A 23,062-nucleotide genomic window follows, 5' to 3' on the forward strand; every position below is an offset into this window, starting at 1 on the left:
TCCGTTCACAGCGCCCCCTTGGTCGACGGCAGGATGCCGGCGGCGCGCGGGTCGCGCTCGCTGGCGTAGCGCAGGGCGCGGGCCAGCGCCTTGAACTGGCACTCCACGATGTGGTGCGCGTTGCGCCCGTACGGGACGTGGACGTGCAGGGCGATCTGCGCCTGGGCGACGAAGGACTCCAGGATGTGCCGGGTCATCGTGGTGTCGTAGGAGCCGATCATCGGCGCCATGTTCTCCGGCTCGGTGTGCACCAGGTAGGGGCGGCCGGAGAGGTCCACGGTGACCTGGGCGAGCGATTCGTCCAGCGGCACCGTGCAGTTCCCGAAGCGGTAGATGCCGACCTTGTCGCCGAGCGCCTGCTTGAACGCGGCACCGAGCGCCAGCGCGGTGTCCTCGATCGTGTGGTGCGTGTCGATGTGCAGGTCGCCCTCGGTCTTCACCGACAGGTCGAACAGGCCGTGCCTGCCGAGCTGGTCGAGCATGTGGTCGTAGAAGCCCACACCCGTCGAGACGGCCACCTGCCCGGTGCCGTCCAGGTCGATCTCGACGACGACGGAGGTTTCCTTGGTGGTGCGTTCCACGCGGCCCACGCGGGTCATGCGGACTCCTCGCTCTGATCTGTCGGTTCGCTGTGTTCGCCGGTGACGCGGTGTTCCACGACGACGCCGAGGTGTTCGGCGAAGCCGAGGTGCTCGGTGCCGCCGAGGTGCTCGGTGCCGCCGTGTTCCGCGGTGATGCCGAGGTGCTCCTTGACGACGCTCCTGACGGCGTCGAGGAACGCGTCGTTCTCGGCCGGGGTGCCCGCGGAGACCCGCAGCCACCCGGGCACGCCGTTGTCCCGGACGAGGACCCCGCGGTCGAGGATCGCCTGCCAGGCGGCGTGGCTGTCGGCGAAGCGGCCGAACTGCACGAAATTCGCGTCGGACTCGGTGACCTCGCAGCCGATCGCGGTCAGCTCGGCGACCAGCCGGTCCCGTTCGTCCTTGAGCTGCTGGACGTAGCCGAGGAGGGTGTGGGTGTGCTCCAGCGCGGCGAGCGCGGTGGCCTGGGTGACCGAGGACAGGTGGTACGGCAGCCGGACCAGCTGCACCGCGTCCACCACGGCCGGGTCGGCGGCCAGATAGCCCAGCCGCAGTCCGGCGGCGCCGAACGCCTTGGACATCGTGCGGGTCAGCACCAGGTGCGGGCGGCCCTCGATCAGCGGCAGCAGCGACGGGCGGTGCGAGAACTCGCCGTACGCCTCGTCCACGATCACCATCGACGGCTTGGCGGCCTGCGCGGCCTCGTACAGCGCGAGGACGGTCGCGGCGTCCACGGCGGTGCCGGTCGGATTGTTCGGCGAGCAGATGAACACCACGTCGGGGCGGAGCCGTTCGATCTCGCCGACCGCCGCGTCCACGTCGATCCGGAAGTCCTCGGTGCGCGGCCCGGAGATCCAGCCGGTGCCGGTGCCGCGCGAGATCAGCGCGTGCATCGAATACGACGGCTCGAAGCCGATCGCGGTCCTGCCGGGGCCGCCGAAGGTCTGGAGCAGTTGCTGGATGACCTCGTTGGAGCCGTTGGCGGCCCACACCTGGTCGACGCCGACGGAGTGCCCCGCGCTCCGCGACAGGTAGTCGGCCAGCGCGACGCGCAGCTCGACGGCGTCGCGGTCCGGGTAGCGGTTGAGCTGCCTGGCGGCCTCGGTGACCCGCTCGGCGATCCGCGCGACCAGTTCCTCGGGCAGCGGATACGGATTCTCGTTGGTGTTCAGCCGCACCGGCACGTCGAGCTGCGGGGCGCCGTACGGGAACTGGCCGCGCAGTTCGTCGCGGACGGGGAGGTCGTCGATACCGGTCACGGCGTGGGCACCTCCCCCGCGAACCTGGCGGTGACGGCCGCGCCGTGCGCGGGCAGGTCCTCGGCGTCGGCGAGCGTCACCACGTGGTGGGCGACCTCGGCGAGCGCCTGGCGGGAGTAGTCCACGACGTGGATGCCGCGCAGGAAGGACTGCACGGACAGGCCCGAGGAGTGGCAGGCGCAGCCGCCGGTGGGCAGGACGTGGTTGGAGCCCGCGCAGTAGTCGCCGAGCGAGACGGGCGCGTGCGGGCCGACGAAGATCGCGCCGGCGTTGCGCACCCGGGCGGCGACGGCGGCGGCGTCCGCGGTCTGGATCTCCAGGTGCTCGGCGGCGTAGGCGTCCACGACTTCCAGGCCCCGGTCGAGGGTGTCGACGAGGACGACCGCGGACTGGCGGCCGGTGAGCGCGGCGGTGATCCGGTCGGTGTGTCGGGTGGCGGCCACCTGGGCCTCCACCTCCTTGCCGACCGCGTCGGCCAGCTCCGGCGAGGTGGTGACCAGGACGGCGGCGGCCAGCGGGTCGTGCTCGGCCTGGCTGATCAGGTCGGCGGCGACGTAGCCGGGGTCCGCGGTGTCGTCGGCGAGGATCGCGATCTCGGTGGGTCCGGCCTCGGCGTCGATGCCGATCCGGCCCTTGAGCAGGCGCTTGGCGGCGGCCACATAGATGTTGCCGGGGCCGGTGACGAGATTGACCGGACGGCACTCGTCGGTGCCGTACGCGAACATCGCGACGGCCTGGGCGCCGCCGGCCGCGTACACCTCGGTGACGCCGAGCAGGGCGCAGGCGGCGAGGATGGTGGGGTGCGGGGAGCCGCCGAATTCCTTCTGCGGGGGCGAGGCCACCGCGATGCCCTCGACCCCGGCCTCCTGGGCCGGCACCACGTTCATCACCACGGACGACGGGTAGACGGCGATGCCGCCGGGCACGTACAGGCCGACCCGCTGCACCGGCAGCCACTTCTCGGTGACCGTGCCGCCGGGCACGACCTGGGTGGTGACGTCCTGCCGGCGCTGGTCGCCGTGGACCAGGCGGGCGCGGCGGATGGACTCCTCCAGGGCCGCGCGCACCGCGGGGTCGAGCGCGGCCAGCGCGTCCCGCAGCGCCTGCTCCGACACCCGCAGCCGGTCCAGCCTCACCCCGTCGAACCGCTCGCCGTACTCGATCACCGCGGCCGTGCCCCGATGGCGTACGTCGTCGCAGATGGGCCGCACGGCATGCAGCGCGGCCTCCACGTCGAACTCGGCTCGGGGCAGCAGGTCGCGGTCGATCCCGCCCTCGGGGAAGGCGGCACCGCGCAGGTCGAGGCGGGGCAGATCGATTCGGGAGATCACGCTGCCAAGTGTAGAGACCCGGGCATGGGGGACGTTCCGCGGTTCCACTCCGTGATACGGCCCGTCCACCGGGGGTGCCCGGGCCGGCGCGGGGCTCCGCTACGGTGTGCGCCGACGCTTGGAGGGGGACGGGTGAGCGAGCAGCGCGCGCACGAGCCGCCGGACGACTGGACGGCGGCCGAGCAGGGCATGTGGCGGGCGTTCCGGCACGGCGGCAGCCACGACCTGCGCACCGGCCGCGCCGAGGACGACGATCCGGTGGCCGCGGGCGGCTCCTGGGGACCGGAGCGCACGGTACGCGCCGACGCGGTGGCGCAACTGCTGCTGGACGGGCCGCCGCCGGAGCCCGGCCGGGTGACCGGGCTGAAGCTGGCGGGCGTACGGATCAGCGGGCGGCTCTCGCTGGCCGGCGGCACGGTCACGCCGTACGCGCAGTTCGACGGCTGCCGCTTCGACGACCAGCTGCTGCTGCCGGAGTGCCGGGCGGGCAGCATGCGGCTGGTGCACTGCCTGATCCCGCGCCTCGAGGCGGCGCGGCTGCAGATCACCGGGGACCTGCATCTGCCGCAGTGCGTGATCACCGGCGGCATCCGGCTGACCGACGCGCAGATCGGCACCGACCTGCTGCTCAATCAGCTCACCGTCCGCCGCGACCGGCACGGCCGCGCCATCGCCGCCGACGGCCTCACCGTCGGCCAGGACCTGGACGCCGAACTCATGGACGTGCGCGGTGAGTTCAGCCTGCGCAGCGCCCGGATCGGCGGCCGTCTGAATCTGCGCGGCTGCACCCTGCGCAATCCGTACGGCCGCGACGCCCTCAACGCGGCCCGCGTGACGGTCGAGCACACCGTCTACCTGAGCACGAGCTGGCCGTCGTCCGGCTCGACGGGCACGGCACCCGACATCGACGCGGCCGACCCGGCGGCCGACCCCGCGGACCGCGCCGCGGGCGCGACGGACGACGACGGCGGCGACGACGGCGGCGCGGCGACGGCCCCCGGCGCCGCACCGCCGACCGCGCGCGCCGCCCGCAGGGAGTTCAGGGCGGAGGGCGGGGTACGGCTGGACGACGCGCGGGTCGGGAACGCGGTGATCGTCAACCGGGCCGTGTTCCGGCTGGGCGAGGGGCAGCAGTTGTCGCTGCGGCGGCTCCAGACGCCCGAGCTGCGGCTGACGCCGGCCCGGCCGCCGAGCGGCACGGTGTCGCTGGCGGGCGCCGTCGTGGGACGGCTCACCGACGCGCCGCAGAGCTGGCCGGGTCCGGGCCGGGTCGACATCGGCGACTTCTCGTACGAGTCGCTCGCCCCGCGGACGCCCTTCCCGCTGCGGGACCGGATCGCGTGGCTGGACGCGGCCACGCCCGAGTACAGCCCGGGCCCGTACGAGCGGCTGGCCGCCGCCCTGCGCGCGGGCGGCGAGGACGCGCACGCCCGCGAGGTGCTGCTCGCCAAGCAGCGGCGGCGCCGCGAGTCGCTGCCGCTCGCCGGGCGGATCTGGGGCCGGCTCCAGGACGTGACGGTCGGCTACGGCTACCGGCCGGGCCGGGCGGCGGTGTGGATGGTCGCGCTGTGGGCGCTGGGCGCGGTGTACTTCGCCGCGCACCGGTAGCCGCCGCCCGCGGACGACGGCTACCGGCCGCACTGGTCCCCCGCCCTGTACGCGCTGGACCTGCTGCTGCCGGTGATCGACCTCGGCCAGGACAACGCCTGGCGGGAGGCGGGGACCGGCCAGTGGGTGGCGTCGCTGCTCACCCTGCTCGGCTGGACGCTGGCCACCACGGTGGCCGCCGGGGCGTCCCGGCTGCTGAGCCGGGGGTGACGCGCCCGGGCCGGATCAGCCGCCTTTCGCGAGGCAGCGGGCACAGTGGCTGACGAAGGCGGCCGTGCTGCCCGTACCCTTGCTCACTGTGACCGATCGCCTTCCGCTCTTCCCGCTCAGTACGGCGCTCTTCCCCGGCCTGGTGCTGCCGCTGAACGTCTTCGAGGAGCGGTACCGCGCACTCGTCGGCGACCTGCTGACGCTGCCCGAGAACGCGCCGCGGCGCTTCGGCGTGGTCGCCATCAAGAACGGCCAGGAGGTCGCGCCGACCGGCCAGGACGGCCGGGACACCGGGGCCGCCGCCGGGCTCGGTGACGACCCGGCCGCCGCGCTGTACGGGTACGGCTGCATCGCCGACGCGACCGGCATCGCCGAACGGGACGACGGGGGCTACGAGTTGGTGGCCACCGGCCTGATCCGCTTCAAGCTGCTGTCGGTGGACGCGAGCGGCCCGTATCTGACCGGCGCCTTCGAGGAGCTGCCGGATCAGCCGGGCAGCGGCGCGGGCGCGCTGGCCTCCGAGGTCTCCCGGGTCTTCGGCACCTACCAGAAGCGGCTGGCGGGGGCGCGGGAGCGCACGCTGGCCGCGGGCCAGGAGTTCCCGGACGACGCGACCGTGCTGTCCTACCTGGTGGCCGCCGCCATGGTGGTGGAGACCCCGGTCAAGCAGGAGCTGCTGGAGGCCGCCGACACCGCGGCCCGGCTGACCGCGGAGCTGCGGCTGCTGCGCCGCGAGACCGCGGTCATCGACAAGCTGCCGTCGCTGCCGGCGGTGGAACTGACCCATCAGGCGATCAGCGCGAATTAGGGCCGGTCCGGCGGATCAGGGGCGTCGCGCGCCAGGGAAGCCGCACTTCAGGAAAGGGAGCCCGTCGTGGCGAAGAAGGCACGTACGGCCGGCGGCACTCCGGCCACGGTCGCGCTGGAGAAGGCGGGCCTGCCCTTCACCGTGCACGCCTACGCGCACGACCCGGCGTCCGAGCTGTCCTACGGGGCCGAGGCCGCCGCCGCGCTCGGCACCTCGCCCGACCGGGTCTTCAAGACGCTGCTGGCCGAGGTGGACGGCGCCCTGACCGTCGCGGTGGTGCCGGTCGCGGGCTCGCTCGACCTCAAGGCGCTGGCGGCAGCGGCGGGCGGCAAGCGCGCCGCGATGGCGCCGCCCGCCGACGCCGAACGCGCCACCGGTTATGTGGTCGGCGGCATCTCGCCGCTGGGGCAGCGCAAACGGCTGCCGACGGTCCTGGACGCCTCGGCCCTGGACTTCCCCACGGTCTTCGTCTCGGCGGGCAAGCGGGGCCTTGAGGTCGAGCTGTCGCCGGCCGATCTGGCGGCGCTCACCTCGGCGGTGACGGCCGGCATCGCCCGCGCCTGAGCGCGTACGAGGCCGGGGCGCCGGTGCTCAGCCCTCCGGCGCCGGGTTCGGATTCGAATTCGGATTCGGGTTCGGCGGCTGCGGCGCGGGCGGCGGCGGTGCGCCCCACTGGGCCGGCGGGATGTACGGCGGAAGCTCCGGGTCGCGCGGGCCGAACGCCCAGGTGAGGCAGGAGTGCACGAGCATCGCCGCCGCGGGCCAGGCGATCAGCGCGCTCTTGGCGCGCAGCTTCAGCGGGCCGTCGAAGACGACATTGGCGCCGACGTCCATGGCGTGCTTGCGGAGGTCGCGGGTCGGGCCGAGCACGATGCCGAGCCGCCAGCCGACGACGGCGGCGAGCACACCGCCGACCGCGAGCGCCAGCACCAGCGCGACACCGCCCCTGCGGTAGCGGAGGAAGACGCCGACGGCGGTCAGCGCGCCCAGGACCAGCGAGATCAGCACGAACATGCCGTCGCTGCCGATCGCCTCCTCGCCCTCGGTGTCCTTGAGGTAGACGGCCTTGCCGTCCGACACCAGCGGGATGCGCGGCGACAGCCACACCCACAGCAGCGCGAGGATCACCCCGCACACCGTGACGGCCACCGCGACCAGCGCGGCCCGCCGCAGCTCCACGGCCACGGAGGGTCCGTCCCCCTTGCCGCCGACGGGTCCTCCGCCCGGGTAGGGCGGGAACGGCGGGGGCTGGTCATGCGGCGTCAGGGGTGCGGTCACCTGCCCATCGTGCCAGGTCTGGCTGTGCGCCGCGTCACCGGCAGGCCGCCCTGCGGTACGCCCGGGTGGCCACGGCCAGCGAGACGACGCCGACGGCCGCGCACACCGACAGGTCGCCGAGCACCGCCGCCCAGTCCGGCCGGTCGCCGAAGGTCCTGGTGTACGCCTCGACGCCGTACGTGGACGGCAGCAGGTCGCGGGCCCAGGAGATCGGCGCGGGCATGTGGGAGGCGGGCAGCACACCGAGCAGCAGCGCGGCGGACATGCCGAGCTGTCCGAAGAGGGTCGCGATCTCCTGCCGGGGCGCGAGCAGTCCGAGGGCCGCGCCGAGGCCGGACAGCGCCGCCCCGGCCAGCGGGATGACCACGGCGAGGATCCACAGATTGGTGAGCGTCAGATGGAACAGGACACAGCCGGTGACGGCGGTGACGAGGGTGCCGGGCACGGTGAAGGAGGCGTAGGCGCCGGCGGCGCCGAGCACGACAGCGGCCGGCGGCACCGGCAGCGTCGCGTAGTGGTCGAGGCCGCCGGAGGCACGCAGCTGCCCGAAATATTGGGCGAGCAGATTGAGCGCGACGAAGGCGACCACCAGGACGCTGGAGCCCGCGACGACGGAGCGGGCCGCCTCGCCGTCCCCGGCGTCGACCACACCGCGCATCATCACCATGATCCCGATGGACTGGAAGGTGGCGACGAACAGCAGCGGGATCCGCGCCACCCGGGCGCGGGAGAGCTGGGCGCGGTAGACCGCGCCGAAGGCGGGCCACAGCCGGGCCCGGGGCGCGAGCGGCGCCGCCCCGTACGGCCGTGCCGCCTCGCCCCTGGGCACCGGGACGATCTGGGTGAGCACGCTCATACGCAGGCTCCGCACATCGTGGGGGTCGTCATGACTTCACCAGGCCCTCTCCCCGGCCGCCGAGCGCGAGGTAGACGTCCTCCAGGCTGGGGGTGGCCAGCGTGAAGTCGTCCAGCGCGGCGAAGGCCGGGCCTCCGGTGACCTCGGCGACCGCGGCGCGGGCCCGGTCCTGTGGCAGCCGCAGCGTCCAGCGGCGGCCGGAGATGTCGGCGAGCGGGCGCAGGGCGGCGATGGCGGGCAGCGCCATGGGCGGCTCGTCGCGCCAGACCAGGTCGAGCCTGACCTCGTCGGCGACCAGCGCGCGCAGGCCCACGGGGGTGTCGCAGGCGATGACCCGGCCGTGGTCGAGCACGGCGACCCGGTCCAGGACGGTCTCGGCCTCGATGACGTTGTGGGTGACCAGCAGCACCGTGGTGCCCTGTTCGGCCCTGCGGCGGCCGACCGCGGCCCACACCGCGCGCCGGGCGACCGGGTCCATGCCGGTGGTGGGCTCGTCGAGCACCAGGACGGGCCGCCGGCCGACCAGCACCGCGGCGAAGCAGGCCAGCCGCCGCTGGCCGCCGGACAGCCGCTTGATCGGGCGGCCGGCGATCGGGCCGAGTTCCAGCTCGTCCAGGACGGCGTCGCGCTCGGCGCGGGCGGCCCTGGCGTCCAGGCCGCGCAGCCGTCCGGTGGTCTCGGCGGCGAGCGCGACGGTCAGCTCGTCCAGGGCCGAGGACTCCTGGCCGAGGTAGCCGACCAGGCGGGCGGCCCGGTCGGGGTGGCGGACCAGGTCGTGGCCGAGCAGGTCGATGGAGCCGGAGTCCGGCCGCAGCAGTCCGGTGAGCTGGCGGACCAGGGTGGTCTTGCCCGCGCCGTTGGGGCCGAGGATGCCGAACAGTTCACCGCGGCCGACGTCGAGGTCGATGCCGTCATTGGCGCGGACCGGGCCGGGTACGGGGTGGCCGGACGGTGTTCCGGCGTCTTCGGCCGCGGCGGTACGGCGGCGGCGCAGGCCGCGGCCCCTGGCCGCGGAACCGGCCGGGTACGTTCTGACCAGACCGCGCACGGTGCACACCGCGTCGCGGGCTGTGGCGACCGCCGGGGGCGCCGTCTCCTCCGTGCCCGTACTCACGAGGATCGAGAGTACGCGCCGCGCGGCACGGGCGGCGCAAGGGGGGCCCGAATCACACGGTTTCCCCCGGACGGGACCCGGTGCGCCGCCGCCGGGACGCGGCGCCTCACTCCCCCGCGGGCGCGTGCTCGGCGACCGCGCGGGCGTCCACCTCGCGCCAGAATCCGGCCCTGATGGCGTACCGGTCGTGCTCGTCGATCTGGTCGTCCTTGTGGGCGAGCAGGCCGAAACGGGCGGCGTAGCGCAGCAGCTCGCCGTCGATGCGGTGCGGGACGCGCGGGTAGTGGGTGGACAGCTGCTGGAGCTGGCCGGTGTCGGTGAGCCGGGCGATCCAGCGGCGGGCGAAGACCTGGCCCACCTCGTACGGGTCGCCGCTGACCGCCGTGATGTCGTCCTCGCGGTCCGCCCAGCGCTGCTCGGCCGAGGTGAGCTGGGCGAGGGTGGGCAGCCCGCTGGTGTCGGGCAGGTCGGCGCCGGGGCCGCGGTCGGTCCAGCCCTTCTCCGACGACCAGCGCAGGGTGGCGCTGGGCACCGGCTGGGCGGCGGGCGGCGGGGCGGCGTGGCTGCGGCCGAGGTCGGCGAGGTCCTTGGGGGTGGGAACCGCGGGTCCCGGCGGGGCACTCTTGTCCCGGTGGGTGCTCTCGGCGGCGGCCGGTTCCGGCGCGGCGCCGTTCTTGCCCGGCCGGTCCTCGTGCGCGGCGCCGCCGGTCTCGGGCAGCGGCGCGGAGAGGATGGCGGCGATCTCCGGGCGCGGCCCGGGCGGCGGGCAGGCGCCCGGGATCTCGCGGGCCCTGATCGCCGCGGTGATCCACTCACGGTCCAGCACGCGCCGCTCGTCGGCCTCCGCGACCAGGTCCTCCGACTGGTTGTAGTCCCCGTCGGCGGCCTGCACGGCCCACAGGTGGACGGCGACGCCGTGTTCCTTGGCGGACATCATGCCGGGCAGCAGGTCGCCGTCGCCGGTGACCAGGACGACGTCGGAACAGGCCCGATTGCGGGCCAGCTCCGACAGCTCGGCGTGCATGGCCGCGTCCACGCCCTTCTGCGCCCAGCGGCCGTCCGTCCGGGTGAGCGCGCCGAGCCGTACGGTCACCCGGGGCATCACCCGCAGTCTGCGGTGCTCCGGTTGCGGAACCCGGTCGGGTGCGCCGTCGAACCAGTAGATCCGCAGCAGCGGCTGGCCGGTCTCCAGTTCGGCACGTTCGCGCAGGCCAGCCACGACGGCGGCGTGATCGACGGTGATCCGGGACCGCGACGGTTCACCCGCCAGCAGACTCGCCGCGGCGCCCAGCAGATACCCGGCGTCCACCAGGACGACGCAGCGGTCCATGTTGCACCTCTTCCGGTCGCCCCCCGGCACGGATTTCCCCCGAGTCTGCCCGAATGCCAAGGGGTTATGACCTCGAACCCGATCATCGGCGTGGCGGTGGTCGGTTTTCCGCCCGCCTACTCCACCAACTGCCCGAAATGCGCGCTTCGTACTCCCGTGCAAATCTGATGGCGGCCGATCGGCCACAAGGCCACCGGCCGAGATCCCCCACTAGGAGAGACGATCGTGGCTAAGAACAAGAACCAGAACCGTCAGCGCGGGAACCAGGACCAGCAGCGCGGCGCCGCCCCCGAGCAGCAGGACCGCGCGCAGGGCACGCTGACCGAGGAGCAGCCGGAGATGGCCGCCCCGCAGAACTTCTCGCGCAAGAACAAGCAGAAGTTCGGCCACAACTAGTTTCACCGCGTGTGCCGCGGGGGCACCCCACCACCAGGGGTGCCCCCGCACTCACGTCAGCTGCCGGGCCGTTCGGGCCGCCCGCGGATCGTACGTCCTAGCCCGCCTGCTGCTGTGCCGCTCCCAGACAGGCAGGCCCGAGCAGCGCCTTGAGGTCACCGAAGAGCGAGGGGTCGGCCGTCACCCGGTGCCGGTCGAGCCGCAGCACCGTGGTGCTGCGCACGCCCTGGAGCTTCACCCGTACCTCGGTGTTGCCCTTGTGGCTGGAGAGCACCTCGCCGAGCCGCGCCACCAGCGGCGGGGTCACCTTCACCGTCGGGATGGAGATCATCACCGGCGCGTTGGTGCCCACGTCCGACAGGTCGGGGACCATCAGCTCCATCGCCACCAGCCGCGGGATGTCCTCCCGCTTGTCCAGCCGCCCCTTGACGAAGACCACGGCGTCCTCGACGAGTTGGGTGGAGACCAGCTGGTAGGTGGCGGGGAAGAACATGCAGTCCACCGAGCCCGCCAGGTCCTCCACGGTGGCGATCGCCCACGCGTTGCCCTGCTTGGTCATCTTGCGCTGGAGCCCGGAGATGATGCCGCCGATGGTGACGATCGCGCCGTCGGAGTAGTCACCGGCCAGGGCCGCGATCGCCGCGTCCGTCTTGTCGTTGAGGATGTGCTCGATGCCGAAGAGCGGGTGGTCGGACACATAGAGTCCGAGCATCTCCCGTTCCTGCGCGAGCAGATACGTCTTGTCCCACTCGATGTCGGAGAAGACCACGTCGAGCCCGAACGCCGGGGTGTCGTCGTCCTCCCCCGCGCCGCCGAACAGATCGAACTGGCCCTCGGCCTCCTTGCGCTTGACCTGCACCACATTGTCGATCATCGACTCGAAGTGCTCGGTCAGACCGCGCCTGGTGTGCTTCATGGTGTCGAAGGCGCCGGCCTTGATCAGCGATTCGACGGTCCGCTTGTTGCAGGCCACCACGTCGACCTTGTCGAGGAAGTCGGGGAAGGTGGTGTACCGCCCCTTGGCCTTGCGGCAGCGCACCACCGACTCCACCACGTTCGTCCCGACGTTGCGCACCGCGGTGAGGCCGAAGACGATCGTGTCGTCGCCGCGCGGCGTGAAGTTGGCGTTGGACTCGTTGACGTCCGGCGGCAGCACCTTGATGCCCATCCGGCGGCACTCGTTGAGATAGAGCGCCATCTTGTCCTTGTCGTCCTTGACCGAGGTCAGCAGGCCCGCCATGTACTCGGCCGGGTAGTTGGCCTTGAGATACGCGGTCCAGTAGGACACCAGGCCGTACGCGGCGGAGTGCGCCTTGTTGAAGGCGTAGCCGGCGAACGGCACCAGCACGTCCCAGACCGCCTGGATGGCCTGGTCGGAGTAGCCGCGCTCGCGCATGCCGGCCTGGAAGGGGATGAACTCCTTGTCGAGGACTTCCTTCTTCTTCTTGCCCATCGCGCGGCGCAGCAGGTCGGCCTGGCCGAGCGAGTAACCGGCGAGCACCTGGGCGGCCTTCTGCACCTGCTCCTGGTAGACGATCAGGCCGTAGGTGATGTCCAGCACCTCGCGGAGCGGTTCCTCCAGCTCCGGGTGGATCGGGGTGATCTCCTGCTGCTTGTTCTTGCGCAGCGCGTAGTTGATGTGCGAATTCATGCCCATCGGGCCCGGCCGGTACAGGGCCGAGACGGCGGAGATGTCCTCGAAGTTGTCGGGCTTCATCATGCGCAGCAGGGCGCGCATCGGGCCGCCGTCGAACTGGAAGACGCCCAGGGTGTCGCCGCGGCTGAGCAGCGCGTACGTGTTGGGGTCGTCCAGCGGCAGCGACAGCAGGTCGATGTCGATGCCCTTGTTGGCCTTGATGGACTTGACCGCGTCGTCCATGATCGTCAGGTTGCGCAGGCCGAGGAAGTCCATCTTCAGCAGGCCGAGCGACTCGCAGCTCGGGTAGTCCCACTGGGTGACGACGGCGCCGTCGTTCTTCGGCGAGAAGATCGGCACGTGGTCGATCAGCGACTCGGACGACATGATCACGCCGGCCGCGTGCACGCCCATCTGCCGGACCAGGCCCTCGATGCCCTTGGCGGAGTCGATCACCTTGGTGACGTCCGCCTCGTTCTCGTACATCGCCCGGACCTCGGCCGCCTCGCTGTAGCGCGGGTGGTCCTTGTCGGTGATGCCGGACAGCGGGATGCCCTTGCCGAGGACGTCGGCGGGCATCGCCTTGGTGATCCGGTCACCCATGGAGAACGGGTAACCCAGCACGCGGGCCGAGTCCTTGATCGCGGCCTTGGCCTTGATGGTGCCGTAGGTGGCGATCTGCGCGACCTTGTCGGAGCCGTACTTCTCGGTCACGTAGCGGATGACCTCGCCGCGCCTGCGCTCGTCGAAGTCGATGTCGACATCGGGCATGGAGATGCGCTCGGGGTTGAGGAACCGCTCGAAGATCAGGCCGTGCGGGACGGGGTCGAGGTCGGTGATGCCCATCGCGTACGCGACGATCGAACCGGCCGCGGAGCCGCGGCCGGGGCCGACCGCGATGCCGTTGTTCTTCGCCCACATGATGAAGTCGGCGACGACGAGGAAGTAGCCGGGGAACCCCATCTGGATGATGGTGTCCATCTCGTACTCGGCGAGCTTCTGCCGGTCCTCGGGGATGCCGCCGGGGAAGCGCCGGGCCATGCCGCGCGAGACCTCCTCGCGGAACCACGTCACCTCGGTGTAGCCCTCGGGCACGTCGAAGCGCGGCATCAGGTTCTTCGGCTCGAACATGCCGTCGGTCTCGACCCGGTCGGCGATCAGCAGCTGGCTGTTGCGGCAGCCCTCCTGCCACACGTCCGAGGAGTCGATCGCGTACATCTCGGCGGCGGACTTCAGGTAGTAGCCGCTGCCGTCGAACTTGAAGCGGTCCGGGTCCGACATGTTGGAGCCGGTCTGGATGCACAGCAGGGTGTCGTGCGCCGACGACTCCTGGGCGTAGGTGTAGTGCGAGTCGTTGGTGACCACGAACGGCGCCTGGAGCTTCTTGGCGATCTCCTCCAGGCCCTGCCGGGCCCGGCGGTCGATGTCGATGCCGTGGTCCATGATCTCGACGAAGAAATTCTCCTTGCCGAAGATGTCCTGGTACTCGCCGGCCGCCTTGATCGCCTCGTCCATCTGCCCGAGCCGGATCCGGGTGGAGATCTCGCCCGACGGGCAGCCGGTGGTGCCCATCAGGCCCTCGGCGTACTCGCTGAGCAGTTCGCGGTCCATCCGGGGCTTGCGGAAGTAGCCCTCGAAGGAGGCCCGGGACTGCGCCCGGAACAGATTGTGCAGCCCGACCGCGTTGCGCGCCCAGATGGTCATGTGGGTGTACGCGCCCGCGCCGGAGATGTCGTCCCGCTTCTGGTGCGGGGCGCCCCACTTGACGGGCTTGTTGTACCGCCGCGACTCCGGCGCGAGATACGCCTCGATGCCCATCACCGGGGTGACGCCGGCCGCCTTCGCCTGGTGGAAGAAGTCGTACGCCCCGTGCAGATTGCCGTGGTCGGTGATGGCGACATGGGACATCCCCATCTCGTTGCACGCCTTGAACATGTCCTTCAATCTCGCCGCTCCGTCCAGCAGCGAGTACTGGGTGTGGACATGGAGATGAGTGAAGGGCTGGTCTGACACGGGCGGCGATACCTCCGGCAGGAACGGGTGACTCAGGCGCTGCGTCTGGCGGCGCTGCGAGTCTACGACTCGGGTCCGACAATCCGTGGCGGCTCCCCGCGGTCCGCCTCCGTCGTCCGGTCGCCTCCGGCCGTAGTCCCATCCGTTACCCGTCTTTAGGTCACACATACGCTTTCCCGTGGCACACTCAGTCGCCATGGAGGACATACGGCCGAGGCTGAGGGCGCTGCGCGCTGCCCTTTTCGCCGCGCTGTGCGTGACCCTCTCCTCCACCTCCCACACGCTGATGTCGCGGACCCCGCTGCCGCTGGCGGTGGTCTGCGGGGCGTTCGGCGGCGTCTTCGTGCTGGCGTATCTGCTCGGCGGCCGGTGCGAGCGCGGGTTCTGGCCGATCGCGGGGCTGATGGTCCCGCTGGAGCTGGCCGTGGACACCCTCTTCACCGCCGGGCAGCAGGCGTGCTACGGGCCGGCCGGCGGTCCGGTGACCGGGTCGTGGTGGTCGTTCCACGAGACGTTCCTGTGCAGTGGCCGGCCGGTCGGGCCGCCGCTGTCCGCGGTGCCCGGCGGTGCCACGGCGGCGCAGATGCCGTCCACCGCGCTGCCGTGGCTGCTGCTCGCGGTCCATGTGAGCGTCGGCCTGCTCGCCTCCTGGTGGCTGCGGCGCGGCGAGGCCGCGCTGCACCGGGTGCTGCGGTCGGTGGCCGCCGCCGCCTTCCGCCCGCTGCTGCTGGCCGCGTCGGCCCGTACCCGGCTCACCGCGGCGCCCCGCCGGGTCCGCCCGGCCACCGCCGCCCCGGCCGGGCCGCACACCGCCCGCCCGCTGCTGCACTCCGTCGTACGCCGGGGTCCGCCCGTCGCGGTCGCAGTCTGACCGTCGTACCGGCACCACCCCTCATACACCCCACGCGTCATCACGGAGATCCCCCATGAGCAGCAGGAACAGCAAGGCCAGCAAGGCCGCCGCCCGCGAGCGGCTGCGCGCGGAGCGCGAGCGCGAGGCGAAGCGCGCCAAGCTCCGCCGGCAGATATTCGTCGGCGTCGGTGTCGTCGCCGTCCTGGCGGTGGCCGGCGGTGTCGCCGTCGCGGTGAACGCGGCGAACAAGCCCAGCTACTGGGAGTCCGCCAAGAAGGACAAGCTCGTCAAGCCGGCCAACACCTCCGGCACCAACGGCACGACCATCGTCGTCGGCGACGCGAACAACAAGAACAACCTCGACCTGTACGAGGACCTGCGCTGCCCGGCCTGCGCGCAGTTCGAGCAGACCTCGGGCGCGGACGTCCTCAAGGGCGCCAAGGACGGCAAGTACAAGATCACGTACCACTTCGGCACGTTCCTCGACGGCAACCTCGGCGGCACCGGTTCCAAGAACGCGCTGAGCGCGGTCGGCGCGGCGGCCAATGTGAGCCTGGACGCCTTCGAGGCGTACCACACGCTCCTCTACTCCAAGGCGCACCACCCGGAGGAGAGCGGCCCGGACCTGTTCGCCAAGGACGAGAACATGATCAAGCTGGCGCAGGACGTGCCGGCGCTGAAGGACAACGCCAAGTTCCAGGCGGACGTGAAGAACGGCACCTTCGACAAGTGGGCGCTGGACTCCTCCGACGCGTTCAACGCGGCGGGCATCCAGTCCACCCCGACCATCAAGCTCAACGGCAAGGCGCTGACCGCCGACGGTGTGATGGACCAGATCACCGCCAACCTGAAGAAGTAGCCCCGCACTGCGGTCGCCACGCACCGGAGCCGGTCCCGTACGGATACGGGACCGGCTCCGGTGCGTTCGGGTGCGGCTACAGCCCGGCGAGGAAGTCCAGGGCGATCGCCCAGGTCTTCTCGGCGGCCTCGGCGTCGTGGTCGGGCAGGTCCGGGTCGGTGTAGAGGTGGCCGGCGCCGCGGTAGCGGTGCACCTCGACGTCGGCACCCGCCCGGCGCATCCGCAGATACCAGGCGTTCAGCCAGTCGTCGGTCTCGAAGGGATCGGGGTCGGCGACATGGAGCTGCACGGGGATGTCGGTGGCCGCGTCGTCGGCGATGTCCGAGGTGCCGTGCAGGAGCAGCAGACCGCGGGCCTTCTCGTCGCCGAGCGCCACGTTCTGTGCGAGGGCGCCGCCCAGCGAGAAGCCCGCGTAGACCAGCCCCTGGTCGGAGTACGGCGCCGCCGCGACGACGGCGCGGCGCAGCAGTTCCTCGTTGCCGATCGCGTCCCTGATCTCCCGGCCCGCCTCGACGGTGTCCACGACGCGGCCGTCGTACAGGTCCGGCACCACGACCTCGTGGCCCGCGGCCCGCAGCCGGTCGGCGGCGGCGTGCACGGCCGGACGCGGACCGTAGACGGAGTGGAACAGGACGATCGTCACAGGATTGCCTTCTTTCCGGGTTGGTACGCGACCATGGTGCCAGTTGTCACGCGAACCCGTTCCGGGAGAGAGCCGAGGTGCGAGCCGTAGTGGAGATCGACAGCGCGCTGCGCCCGGTTGTCGTGGTCTGTGTGGCGGTCGGGGTCTCGCTGCTCATCGGCTGGATCGTCGACCGTTCGCTGCGCAGGATCGACGGGCGGCACCCGGAGACCCCGCTGTGGCACCTGCTGCGGCGCTGCGGCATACCGCTCCAGGTGGTGATCTGCACCGCGATACTGCGCGGCGGCTACCGCTCCGCGCACTTCGCCGACGACCACGCGTCGGCCATCGGCCAGGGCCTGGTGCTGGTGCTGATCGGCGCGTCGGGCTGGCTGGTGGTCCGGGTCGCCACCGCGGTGATCGACTCCTCCTACGCCCGGTACGCGGCGGTCGGCCACGACGTGCCGAAGATCCGTCGGCTGCGCACCCAGCTCACGCTGATCCAGCGGGTGTTCACCGCGATCGTGACGGTGATCGTCGTCGCGTCGATGCTCTTCACCTTCCCCGCGATGCGCACCGTCGGGGCGTCGATGCTGGCGTCGGCGGGCATCATCGGCATCGTCGCCGGTGTGGCGGCGCAGTCCACGCTGAGCAATCTCTTCGCCGGGCTGCAGATCGCCTTCGGCGACATGGTGCGGATCGGCGACACCGTAGTGGTGGACGGCGAGTGGGGCACGGTCGAGGAGATCACGCTGACCTTCCTCAGCGTCCGCACCTGGGACGAGCGGCGGATCATGATGCCGGTGTCGTACTTCACCAGCAAGCCGTTCGAGAACTGGTCGCGCGGCGACCAGCGGATGACCGGCACGGTCTTCCTGCACCTGGACCACTCGGCGCCGGTGGCGCTGATGCGCAAACGGCTGCTGGAGATCCTGGAGAGCTGCGCCGAGTGGGACCGCAGGGCGTGGGGCCTGGTGGTGATCGACTCCACCCCGACCACCCTCCAGGTCAGGGCGCTGGCGACGGCGAAGGACCCGGGCGACATCTTCAATCTGCGCTGCATCATCCGCGAGCAGCTGATCGACTGGCTGCACTGCGAGCACCCGTACGCGCTGCCGAGGCTGAACACCGCGTCCGCGCCCGGCCAGGACGTCGACCACACCCGGGACACCGCGCCCGCCCCGGACACCAAGGATCTGGGGCCCGGCCCCGGCACCCGCTGACCGGCCGCCGCCGGGATCGCCCGGGTGTCAGCCGCGCATCGAGCGCAGGTCGAGCTGGCGCAGCACCCGGTCGACGACCTCCGGGTCGTAGCCGGGCTCGCTGCGCGCGGAGAGCACCTCGTGCCGGGCGGCGGACATCATCTCGTCCTGGATCCTGCGCACCGACTTGAGCCGCTTGACCCGCTTGGCGTGGCTCTCGCGCCGCTCGTCGTCCACGATGTCCGGGCAGATCCGGGCGCCGAGGTCGAAGGCGCGGCGGTGCAGCAGTTCGGAGAGGTCGTCGCTGAGCGGTTCCACGGCCTCGATGTCGCGCAGCCTGACCTTGGCGGCGGTCATGGCGCGCAGCGCGAGCATCTTCTCCAGGTCGTGCTCGGCGTCGATGTCGCTGCGCACCCCAAGCCGTTTCACCAGCCAGGGCAGCGTCAGACCTTGCAGGACCAGGGTGCTGAGCACCACCGCGAAGGCGATGAAGAGCAGTTCGGGTCGGGCCGGGAAGGCGCTGCCGTCGTCGGTGGTGAGCGGGATGGCCAGCGCCAGCGCGACGGACGCCACACCGCGCATCCCCGACCACCACATGATGACCGACTCGCGCCAGGTCATCGGGATGTCCTCGTCCAGGTCGCGCAGCTTGTGCATCTTGCGCGCCGCCCAGGTCGCGGGCAGCAGGTACAGCAGCCGTACGCCGATGACGACCGCGACCACCAGGGCAGCGTGCCGGGTCATCGAGCCCCAGTTGCCGGCGCCCACCCGGAACACATTGTGCAGTTCCAGGCCGATCAGGCCGAAGGCGATACCGGTGACGAGGGTGTCGACGATCTCCCAGAAGGTGTTGCCCGCCAGCCGGGCCGTCACGTCGTCGGCCTCGAAGGCGTACTCGGCCAGGAACAGCGCGGTGGTGAGCACCGCCAGGACGCCGGAGCCGCCGAACTCCTCGGCGAGCGCGTAGGAGGCGAAGGGCACCAGCAGCGACAGGCCGATCTGGAGGGTGGGGTCGCCGACCACGCCCATCAGTTTGTTGGCGCCCCAGCCGAGCGCGAGACCGACCGCGACGGCGACGACGGCGGACAGCACGAATTCCAGGACGGCGTGCGGCGCGGAGAAGTCGCCGGACAGGGCCGCGGCGACCGCCACGTGGTAGAGCACGATGGCGGTGACGTCGTTGAACAGCCCCTCGCCCTCCAGGATGGAGATCATCCGGCGGGGCAGGCCGAGGCTGCCGGCGACCGCGGTCGCGGCCACCGGGTCGGGCGGGGCGACCAGCGCGCCGAGCGCGAAGGCCGCGGCCAGGGAGATGCCGGGGACGACCGCGTTCGCCACGGTGGCGACCGCGGCCGTGGTGACGAAGACCAGGGCGACGGCGAGCAGGAAGATCGCCCGCCGGTTCGCGGCGAACTGCCGCCAGGAGGTGCGCTGCACGGACGCGTAGAGCAGCGGCGGCAGGACGAGCGGCAGGATCAGATCGGGGTCGATCTGCACGTTGGGCACCTGCGGGATCAGTGCCAGCACCCCGCCGAGCAGCGTCATCAGCACCGGTGAGGGCAGCCCGATCCGGTCGCCGAGCGGCACCATGACGATGGCGGCGAGCATGAGTACGAAAAACAGTGCGAGCTGATCCACGGCGTCAGGGTGCCATGCCGGTCAGTGCGGGCGGATTCTCAATCGCCGGGCGGTGCGGAATTTGTGAAGGCCCGGCGCATGGCGCGGTGTTCGATGCCCGCGTCCATGAACTCCGGTCCGTACGCGGTGTAGCCGAGGCGCTCGTAGAACGGTATCGCGTGCACCTGCGCCTCCAGGTAGACGCCGGCCAGGCCGAGCCGGCGGGCCTCGTCCTCCAGCGCGCGGACCAGGCGGGCGCCCGTGCCGTTGCCCCGGGCGGGCCTGAGCACGGCGAGCCGGCCGAGGACGGCGGTGTCCGGGTCGCCGCCGTTCTTCTTCGCGGCGTCCTCGCCGAGCAGCAGCCGTCCGGTGCCCGCGCCGTCCGCGAGCGCGTGCACGGCCCGGCCGTCCTTGCCGTCCCACTCCAGGTCGGCGGGCACGTCCTGCTCGACGACGAACACCTCGTGGCGGATCGCGTGCACCGCGGCGAGCGCGGCCTCGTCGGCGGCGGACACGATCCGTACGGGGACCGGCTCCGCGGTCGTCCGGGCGGTCATTCGCTGTCCGCGCGGATCACGTCCAGCGCGTGCTGGAGGTCGGCCGGATACTCGCTGCTGAACTCCACCCAGCGGCCGTCCGACGGGTGCTCGAAGCCCAGCTGCTTGGCGTGCAGCCACTGCCGGGTCAGCCCGAGGCGCTTGGCGAGCGTGGGGTCGGCGCCGTAGGTGAGGTCGCCGACGCAGGGGTGCCGGTGCGCGGACATGTGCACCCGGATCTGGTGGGTGCGGCCGGTCTCCAGCTTGATGGCGAGCAGGCTGGCCGAGCGGAACGCCTCGATCAGGTCGTAGTGGGTCACGGACGGCTTGCCGTCGGCGACGACCGCCCATTTGTAGTCGTGGTTCGGGTGGCGGCCGATCGGCGCGTCGATGGTGCCGCTCAGCGGGTCGGGGTGGCCCTGCACGAGCGCGTGGTAGCGCTTGTCGACCACCCGGTCCCGGAACTGCGCCTTGAGCAGGGTGTAGGCCCGTTCGGACTTGGCGACCACCATGAGGCCGGAGGTGCCGACGTCCAGCCGGTGCACGATGCCCTGGCGCTCGGCGGCGCCGGAGGTGGAGATCCGGTACCCGGCGGCGGCCAGGCCGCCGATCACGGTGGTGCCGGTCCAGCCCGGGCTGGGGTGGGCGGCGACCCCGACGGGCTTGAGGACGACGACGATGTCCTCGTCGTCGTGGACGATCTCCATGCCCTCGACGGGCTCGGCGACGATCCGCACCGGGGCCGCCGCCGCGGGCATCTCGACCTCCAGCCACGCCCCGCCGTGCACCCGCTCGGACTTGCCCGCGGCCGACCCGTCGATCGAGACCTTGCCCGCCGCGGCCAGCTCGGCGGCCTTGGTCCGCGAGAAGCCGAACATGCGGGCGATGGCGGCGTCGACGCGCTCGCCCTCCAGGCCGTCGGGAACGGGCAGGGAACGGATTTCCGGAACGGTGCTCACCACACGAGTATGCCGGACCCCGTACACCCGCGGTGACCGGTGGGCGGCGGCCTGTGGACAACCCGAGGCGGTCCGCCGTCTGTGCTCAGCGGTGCACGGTGCCGTCCGGGTCCACGCCGCGGAAGGAGAGCAGCACGATCAGGGCGCCGCCGCAGCAGATGGCGGAGTCGGCGAGGTTGAAGACGGCGAAGTGGGCGGGCGAGATGAAGTCCACGACCCGGCCCTGGAAGCCGCCGGGGGCACGGAAGACCCGGTCGGTGAGATTGCCGAAGGCGCCGCCGAGGAGCAGGCCGAGCGCGATGGCCCACGGCAGGCTGTACAGGCGGCGGGCGAGCCGGGCGATCACCACGATGACGCCGACCGCGATCACCGTGAAGACGATGGTCATGCCCTGGCCCATGCCGAAGGCCGCGCCCGCGTTCCGGATCGCGTCCAGCCGCAGGTAGTGGCCGAAGATGTCGATCGGGTCGTGGTTCTCCAGGCTGGTGACGACCCAGATCTTGGAGAGCAGGTCCAGCAGGTACGCCAGCGCCGCGACGCCGACCAGCAGCGCGATACGGCGCCTGCGGCGGGCGGGGTCGGCCGGGGGCGCGGCGGACTCCTCGGCGTCCGTCCCGCCGTCCGTGCCCGGCCGCTCGCCCTCGGCGCGCGGCTCCGCCGGCCCGGCGTCGTCCCGCGCGCCGCCCGGTGTGGCGTCCGGCGTCTCCTCCGGCGTGGTGATGGTGCGCTCCGCTTCCGTCACGTGAGTCCCTCAGCCCTTGTGCTCCGTGCCCGCCAGGCCGAATCCTGACTGATGACGAGGGTACGGCACACCCGTACGACCGGAACCGTCAGCGGGAATCCGGCCGGGCCGTAGGGGCTCAGGGCTGTCCTAGCGGCGTTCCTGCTTCTGCTTGCAGTCCAGGCACAGCGTCGCCCGGGGGAACGCCTGCATACGGGCCTTGCCGATCGGATTGCCGCAGGACTCGCAGAGGCCGTACGTGCCCTCGTCGAGCCGTTCCAGCGCGTGCCGGGTCTGCGCCAGCATCTCGCGGGTGTTGGCGGCGAGCGCCATCTCGTACTCGCGGGTGATGTTCTTGGTGCCGGTGTCGGCCTCGTCGTCACCGGCCCCGTCGCCCGAGTCGCGCAGCAGGCCCGCGACGGCCGCCTCGGAGTCGCTGATGCCGTCGGTCAGCCGCTGCACCTCGCCGAGCAGCTCGCCGCGCGCCTCCTCGACCTCCTCCGGCGTCCACGGGTCCTCGCCCGGGAGCACGGCCAGTTCGGCCGGTCCCGCGGCGGTGCGGGCGGCGGGGACCGCGGACGCGGCACCCTTGGTCGCGGCGGTTCCCGCCGCGGTCTTCTTCGCTGCCACCTTGCCGGCTCCTGTCTTTTTCGCGGGCGCCTTCTTGGCCGCGGCCTTCTTCGCCGGAGGTTTCTCCGCCGTCTTCTTCGCCGCTGCCTTCTTCACGGCCTTCTTGGCGGCCGTCCCGGTCACGGCCTTCTCGGCCGCCGCCTTCTTCCCGGCCGTCTTCCCGGCCGCGGTTTTCTTGGCGGCCGTCTTCTCGGCCGCCGCCTTCTTCGGTACCGCCTTCTTCTTTGCCGCCGCCTTCTTCGCTGCGGCCTTCTTCGCCGGGGCCTTCCCGGCCGTCTCCTCCCCGGCGGCAGCCGCCGTCGGCTCGGCGGCGACCGTGACCGTGCGCACGGACTTCTTCACGACCATGGCCGCGACCCCTTCACATCAGTGATCTTGTTCGCGAATCGTGCCGGAAACGGTAAAACGGCTCCGGACCCGCGGCAACGGGGCGCGCTGCCTGGCCGACCCGTCCGGCCCCGGCGGGGCGGGCAGGTCTGCATCCGTTGTGCCCAGCTCACCGCCAGGTATTCCGGTACCTGGCGGTAACGATCCGTGACAGTCACCGCCGGGGCGCGCGGAGCAGGCCATTCGGGCGTACCGCGCCCTCCGCGGGGCCGGACAAAGCGTTCGGCCGGGCCGCCGCCGCCCCGTACACTGGCGG

Annotated in this window: 20 protein-coding genes and 1 pseudogene; 7 read left to right on the forward strand and 14 right to left on the reverse strand. The window is 72.1% G+C overall.

The window, feature by feature from the left end; all coding sequences use genetic code 11:
• Positions 1-5: 5 nt before the first annotated feature.
• Genes hisB through hisD form a run of 3 tightly spaced genes read right to left on the reverse strand, consistent with a single transcriptional unit; the run spans position 6 to position 3,168 of the window.
• Positions 6-599, reverse strand: a complete 594-nt coding sequence (hisB, locus tag BM076_RS17540; protein WP_093714498.1) for an imidazoleglycerol-phosphate dehydratase HisB — start codon at positions 597-599, stop codon at positions 6-8.
• The gene (locus tag BM076_RS17545; protein ID WP_093714499.1) at positions 596-1,840 is read right to left on the reverse strand and encodes a histidinol-phosphate transaminase; all 1,245 of its coding nucleotides are present in this window, start codon (positions 1,838-1,840) and stop codon (positions 596-598) included. Before BM076_RS17545 ends, hisB begins: the two co-directional genes overlap by 4 nt.
• The gene (gene hisD, locus BM076_RS17550; protein ID WP_245796123.1) at positions 1,837-3,168 is read right to left on the reverse strand and encodes a histidinol dehydrogenase; all 1,332 of its coding nucleotides are present in this window, start codon (positions 3,166-3,168) and stop codon (positions 1,837-1,839) included. Before hisD ends, BM076_RS17545 begins: the two co-directional genes overlap by 4 nt.
• A 192-nt stretch (positions 3,169-3,360) precedes the next feature.
• Here hisD and BM076_RS17555 point away from each other — a divergent pair.
• From BM076_RS17555 to ybaK, 3 genes and pseudogenes are all read left to right on the forward strand, one after another.
• Positions 3,361-4,989: pseudogene (locus BM076_RS17555) on the forward strand (oxidoreductase).
• Positions 4,990-5,077: 88 nt separating this feature from the next.
• Complete coding sequence (locus BM076_RS17560; protein ID WP_093714596.1) at positions 5,078-5,797, forward strand: LON peptidase substrate-binding domain-containing protein; 720 nt, start codon at positions 5,078-5,080, stop codon at positions 5,795-5,797.
• A gap of 66 nt (positions 5,798-5,863) precedes the next feature.
• Positions 5,864-6,361, forward strand: coding sequence for a Cys-tRNA(Pro) deacylase (ybaK, locus tag BM076_RS17565; RefSeq protein WP_093714500.1), 498 nt, complete (start codon positions 5,864-5,866; stop codon positions 6,359-6,361).
• A 27-nt stretch (positions 6,362-6,388) separates the two neighbouring features.
• On the opposite strand, the gene BM076_RS17570 is transcribed toward ybaK, so the two are convergent.
• The 4 genes from BM076_RS17570 to BM076_RS17585 all read right to left on the reverse strand — a co-directional run bounded on the left by BM076_RS17570 (position 6,389) and on the right by BM076_RS17585 (position 10,375).
• Complete coding sequence (locus BM076_RS17570; RefSeq protein WP_177246485.1) at positions 6,389-7,075, reverse strand: hypothetical protein; 687 nt, start codon at positions 7,073-7,075, stop codon at positions 6,389-6,391.
• A 34-nt stretch (positions 7,076-7,109) separates the two neighbouring features.
• The gene (locus BM076_RS17575) at positions 7,110-7,931 is read right to left on the reverse strand and encodes an ABC transporter permease (protein ID WP_093714501.1); all 822 of its coding nucleotides are present in this window, start codon (positions 7,929-7,931) and stop codon (positions 7,110-7,112) included.
• Between the two features lie 28 nt (positions 7,932-7,959).
• The gene (locus tag BM076_RS17580; protein ID WP_093714502.1) at positions 7,960-9,045 is read right to left on the reverse strand and encodes an ABC transporter ATP-binding protein; all 1,086 of its coding nucleotides are present in this window, start codon (positions 9,043-9,045) and stop codon (positions 7,960-7,962) included.
• Positions 9,046-9,151: 106 nt separating this feature from the next.
• The gene (locus BM076_RS17585; protein ID WP_093714503.1) at positions 9,152-10,375 is read right to left on the reverse strand and encodes an NYN domain-containing protein; all 1,224 of its coding nucleotides are present in this window, start codon (positions 10,373-10,375) and stop codon (positions 9,152-9,154) included.
• Positions 10,376-10,600: 225 nt separating this feature from the next.
• Here BM076_RS17585 and BM076_RS36665 point away from each other — a divergent pair, with 225 nt between their 5' ends.
• Positions 10,601-10,771 (forward strand): hypothetical protein, encoded by a 171-nt coding sequence (locus BM076_RS36665; RefSeq protein ID WP_177246486.1) that lies wholly within the window; start codon positions 10,601-10,603, stop codon positions 10,769-10,771.
• A 97-nt stretch (positions 10,772-10,868) separates the two neighbouring features.
• Here BM076_RS36665 and dnaE read toward each other — a convergent pair whose 3' ends face one another.
• Positions 10,869-14,420, reverse strand: a complete 3,552-nt coding sequence (gene dnaE, locus BM076_RS17590; RefSeq protein ID WP_093714504.1) for a DNA polymerase III subunit alpha — start codon at positions 14,418-14,420, stop codon at positions 10,869-10,871.
• A 196-nt stretch (positions 14,421-14,616) separates the two neighbouring features.
• Here dnaE and BM076_RS17595 point away from each other — a divergent pair, with 196 nt between their 5' ends.
• Positions 14,617-15,291 (forward strand): hypothetical protein, encoded by a 675-nt coding sequence (locus tag BM076_RS17595; RefSeq protein ID WP_093714505.1) that lies wholly within the window; start codon positions 14,617-14,619, stop codon positions 15,289-15,291.
• 55 nt (positions 15,292-15,346) lie between these two features.
• A complete protein-coding gene (locus BM076_RS17600) occupies positions 15,347-16,132 on the forward strand; it encodes a thioredoxin domain-containing protein (RefSeq protein WP_093714506.1) in 786 nt (261 codons plus the stop codon).
• Between the two features lie 76 nt (positions 16,133-16,208).
• Here BM076_RS17600 and BM076_RS17605 read toward each other — a convergent pair whose 3' ends face one another.
• Entirely contained in the window at positions 16,209-16,775 is a 567-nt protein-coding gene (locus BM076_RS17605; RefSeq protein WP_093714507.1) for a dienelactone hydrolase family protein, read from the reverse strand.
• Between the two features lie 95 nt (positions 16,776-16,870).
• Here BM076_RS17605 and BM076_RS17610 point away from each other — a divergent pair, with 95 nt between their 5' ends.
• Positions 16,871-17,977, forward strand: coding sequence for a mechanosensitive ion channel family protein (locus tag BM076_RS17610; RefSeq protein ID WP_093714597.1), 1,107 nt, complete (start codon positions 16,871-16,873; stop codon positions 17,975-17,977).
• A 27-nt stretch (positions 17,978-18,004) separates the two neighbouring features.
• On the opposite strand, the gene BM076_RS17615 is transcribed toward BM076_RS17610, so the two are convergent.
• From BM076_RS17615 to BM076_RS17635, 5 genes are all read right to left on the reverse strand, one after another.
• The gene (locus BM076_RS17615; RefSeq protein ID WP_093714508.1) at positions 18,005-19,594 is read right to left on the reverse strand and encodes a Na+/H+ antiporter; all 1,590 of its coding nucleotides are present in this window, start codon (positions 19,592-19,594) and stop codon (positions 18,005-18,007) included.
• Between the two features lie 38 nt (positions 19,595-19,632).
• Positions 19,633-20,130 carry a GNAT family N-acetyltransferase gene (locus tag BM076_RS17620; protein WP_093714509.1) on the reverse strand — a complete coding sequence of 166 codons (498 nt, stop codon included), beginning with the start codon at positions 20,128-20,130 and terminating at the stop codon, positions 19,633-19,635.
• Positions 20,127-21,068 carry an RluA family pseudouridine synthase gene (locus BM076_RS17625; protein ID WP_093714598.1) on the reverse strand — a complete coding sequence of 314 codons (942 nt, stop codon included), beginning with the start codon at positions 21,066-21,068 and terminating at the stop codon, positions 20,127-20,129. Before BM076_RS17625 ends, BM076_RS17620 begins: the two co-directional genes overlap by 4 nt.
• An 85-nt stretch (positions 21,069-21,153) precedes the next feature.
• The gene (gene lspA / locus BM076_RS17630; RefSeq protein WP_093714510.1) at positions 21,154-21,810 is read right to left on the reverse strand and encodes a signal peptidase II; all 657 of its coding nucleotides are present in this window, start codon (positions 21,808-21,810) and stop codon (positions 21,154-21,156) included.
• Positions 21,811-21,939: 129 nt separating this feature from the next.
• Positions 21,940-22,767 carry a TraR/DksA family transcriptional regulator gene (locus BM076_RS17635; protein WP_093714511.1) on the reverse strand — a complete coding sequence of 276 codons (828 nt, stop codon included), beginning with the start codon at positions 22,765-22,767 and terminating at the stop codon, positions 21,940-21,942.
• Positions 22,768-23,062 lie beyond the last annotated feature (295 nt).

The organism is Actinacidiphila alni, assembly GCF_900112845.1.
Taxonomy (GTDB): domain Bacteria; phylum Actinomycetota; class Actinomycetes; order Streptomycetales; family Streptomycetaceae; genus Actinacidiphila; species Actinacidiphila alni.

Bases quoted from the DNA above. Each gene is read 5' to 3' on its own strand.
- hisB (WP_093714498.1), bottom strand. From the start codon at position 599: ATGACCCGCGTGGGCCGCGTGGAACGCACCACCAAGGAAACCTCCGTC.
- BM076_RS17575 (WP_093714501.1), bottom strand. From the start codon at position 7,931: ATGAGCGTGCTCACCCAGATCGTCCCGGTGCCCAGGGGCGAGGCGGCA.
- BM076_RS17585 (WP_093714503.1), bottom strand. From the start codon at position 10,375: ATGGACCGCTGCGTCGTCCTGGTGGACGCCGGGTATCTGCTGGGCGCC.
- BM076_RS17595 (WP_093714505.1), top strand. From the start codon at position 14,617: ATGGAGGACATACGGCCGAGGCTGAGGGCGCTGCGCGCTGCCCTTTTC.
- BM076_RS17600 (WP_093714506.1), top strand. From the start codon at position 15,347: ATGAGCAGCAGGAACAGCAAGGCCAGCAAGGCCGCCGCCCGCGAGCGG.
- BM076_RS17620 (WP_093714509.1), bottom strand. From the start codon at position 20,130: ATGACCGCCCGGACGACCGCGGAGCCGGTCCCCGTACGGATCGTGTCC.
- BM076_RS17635 (WP_093714511.1), bottom strand. From the start codon at position 22,767: ATGGTCGTGAAGAAGTCCGTGCGCACGGTCACGGTCGCCGCCGAGCCG.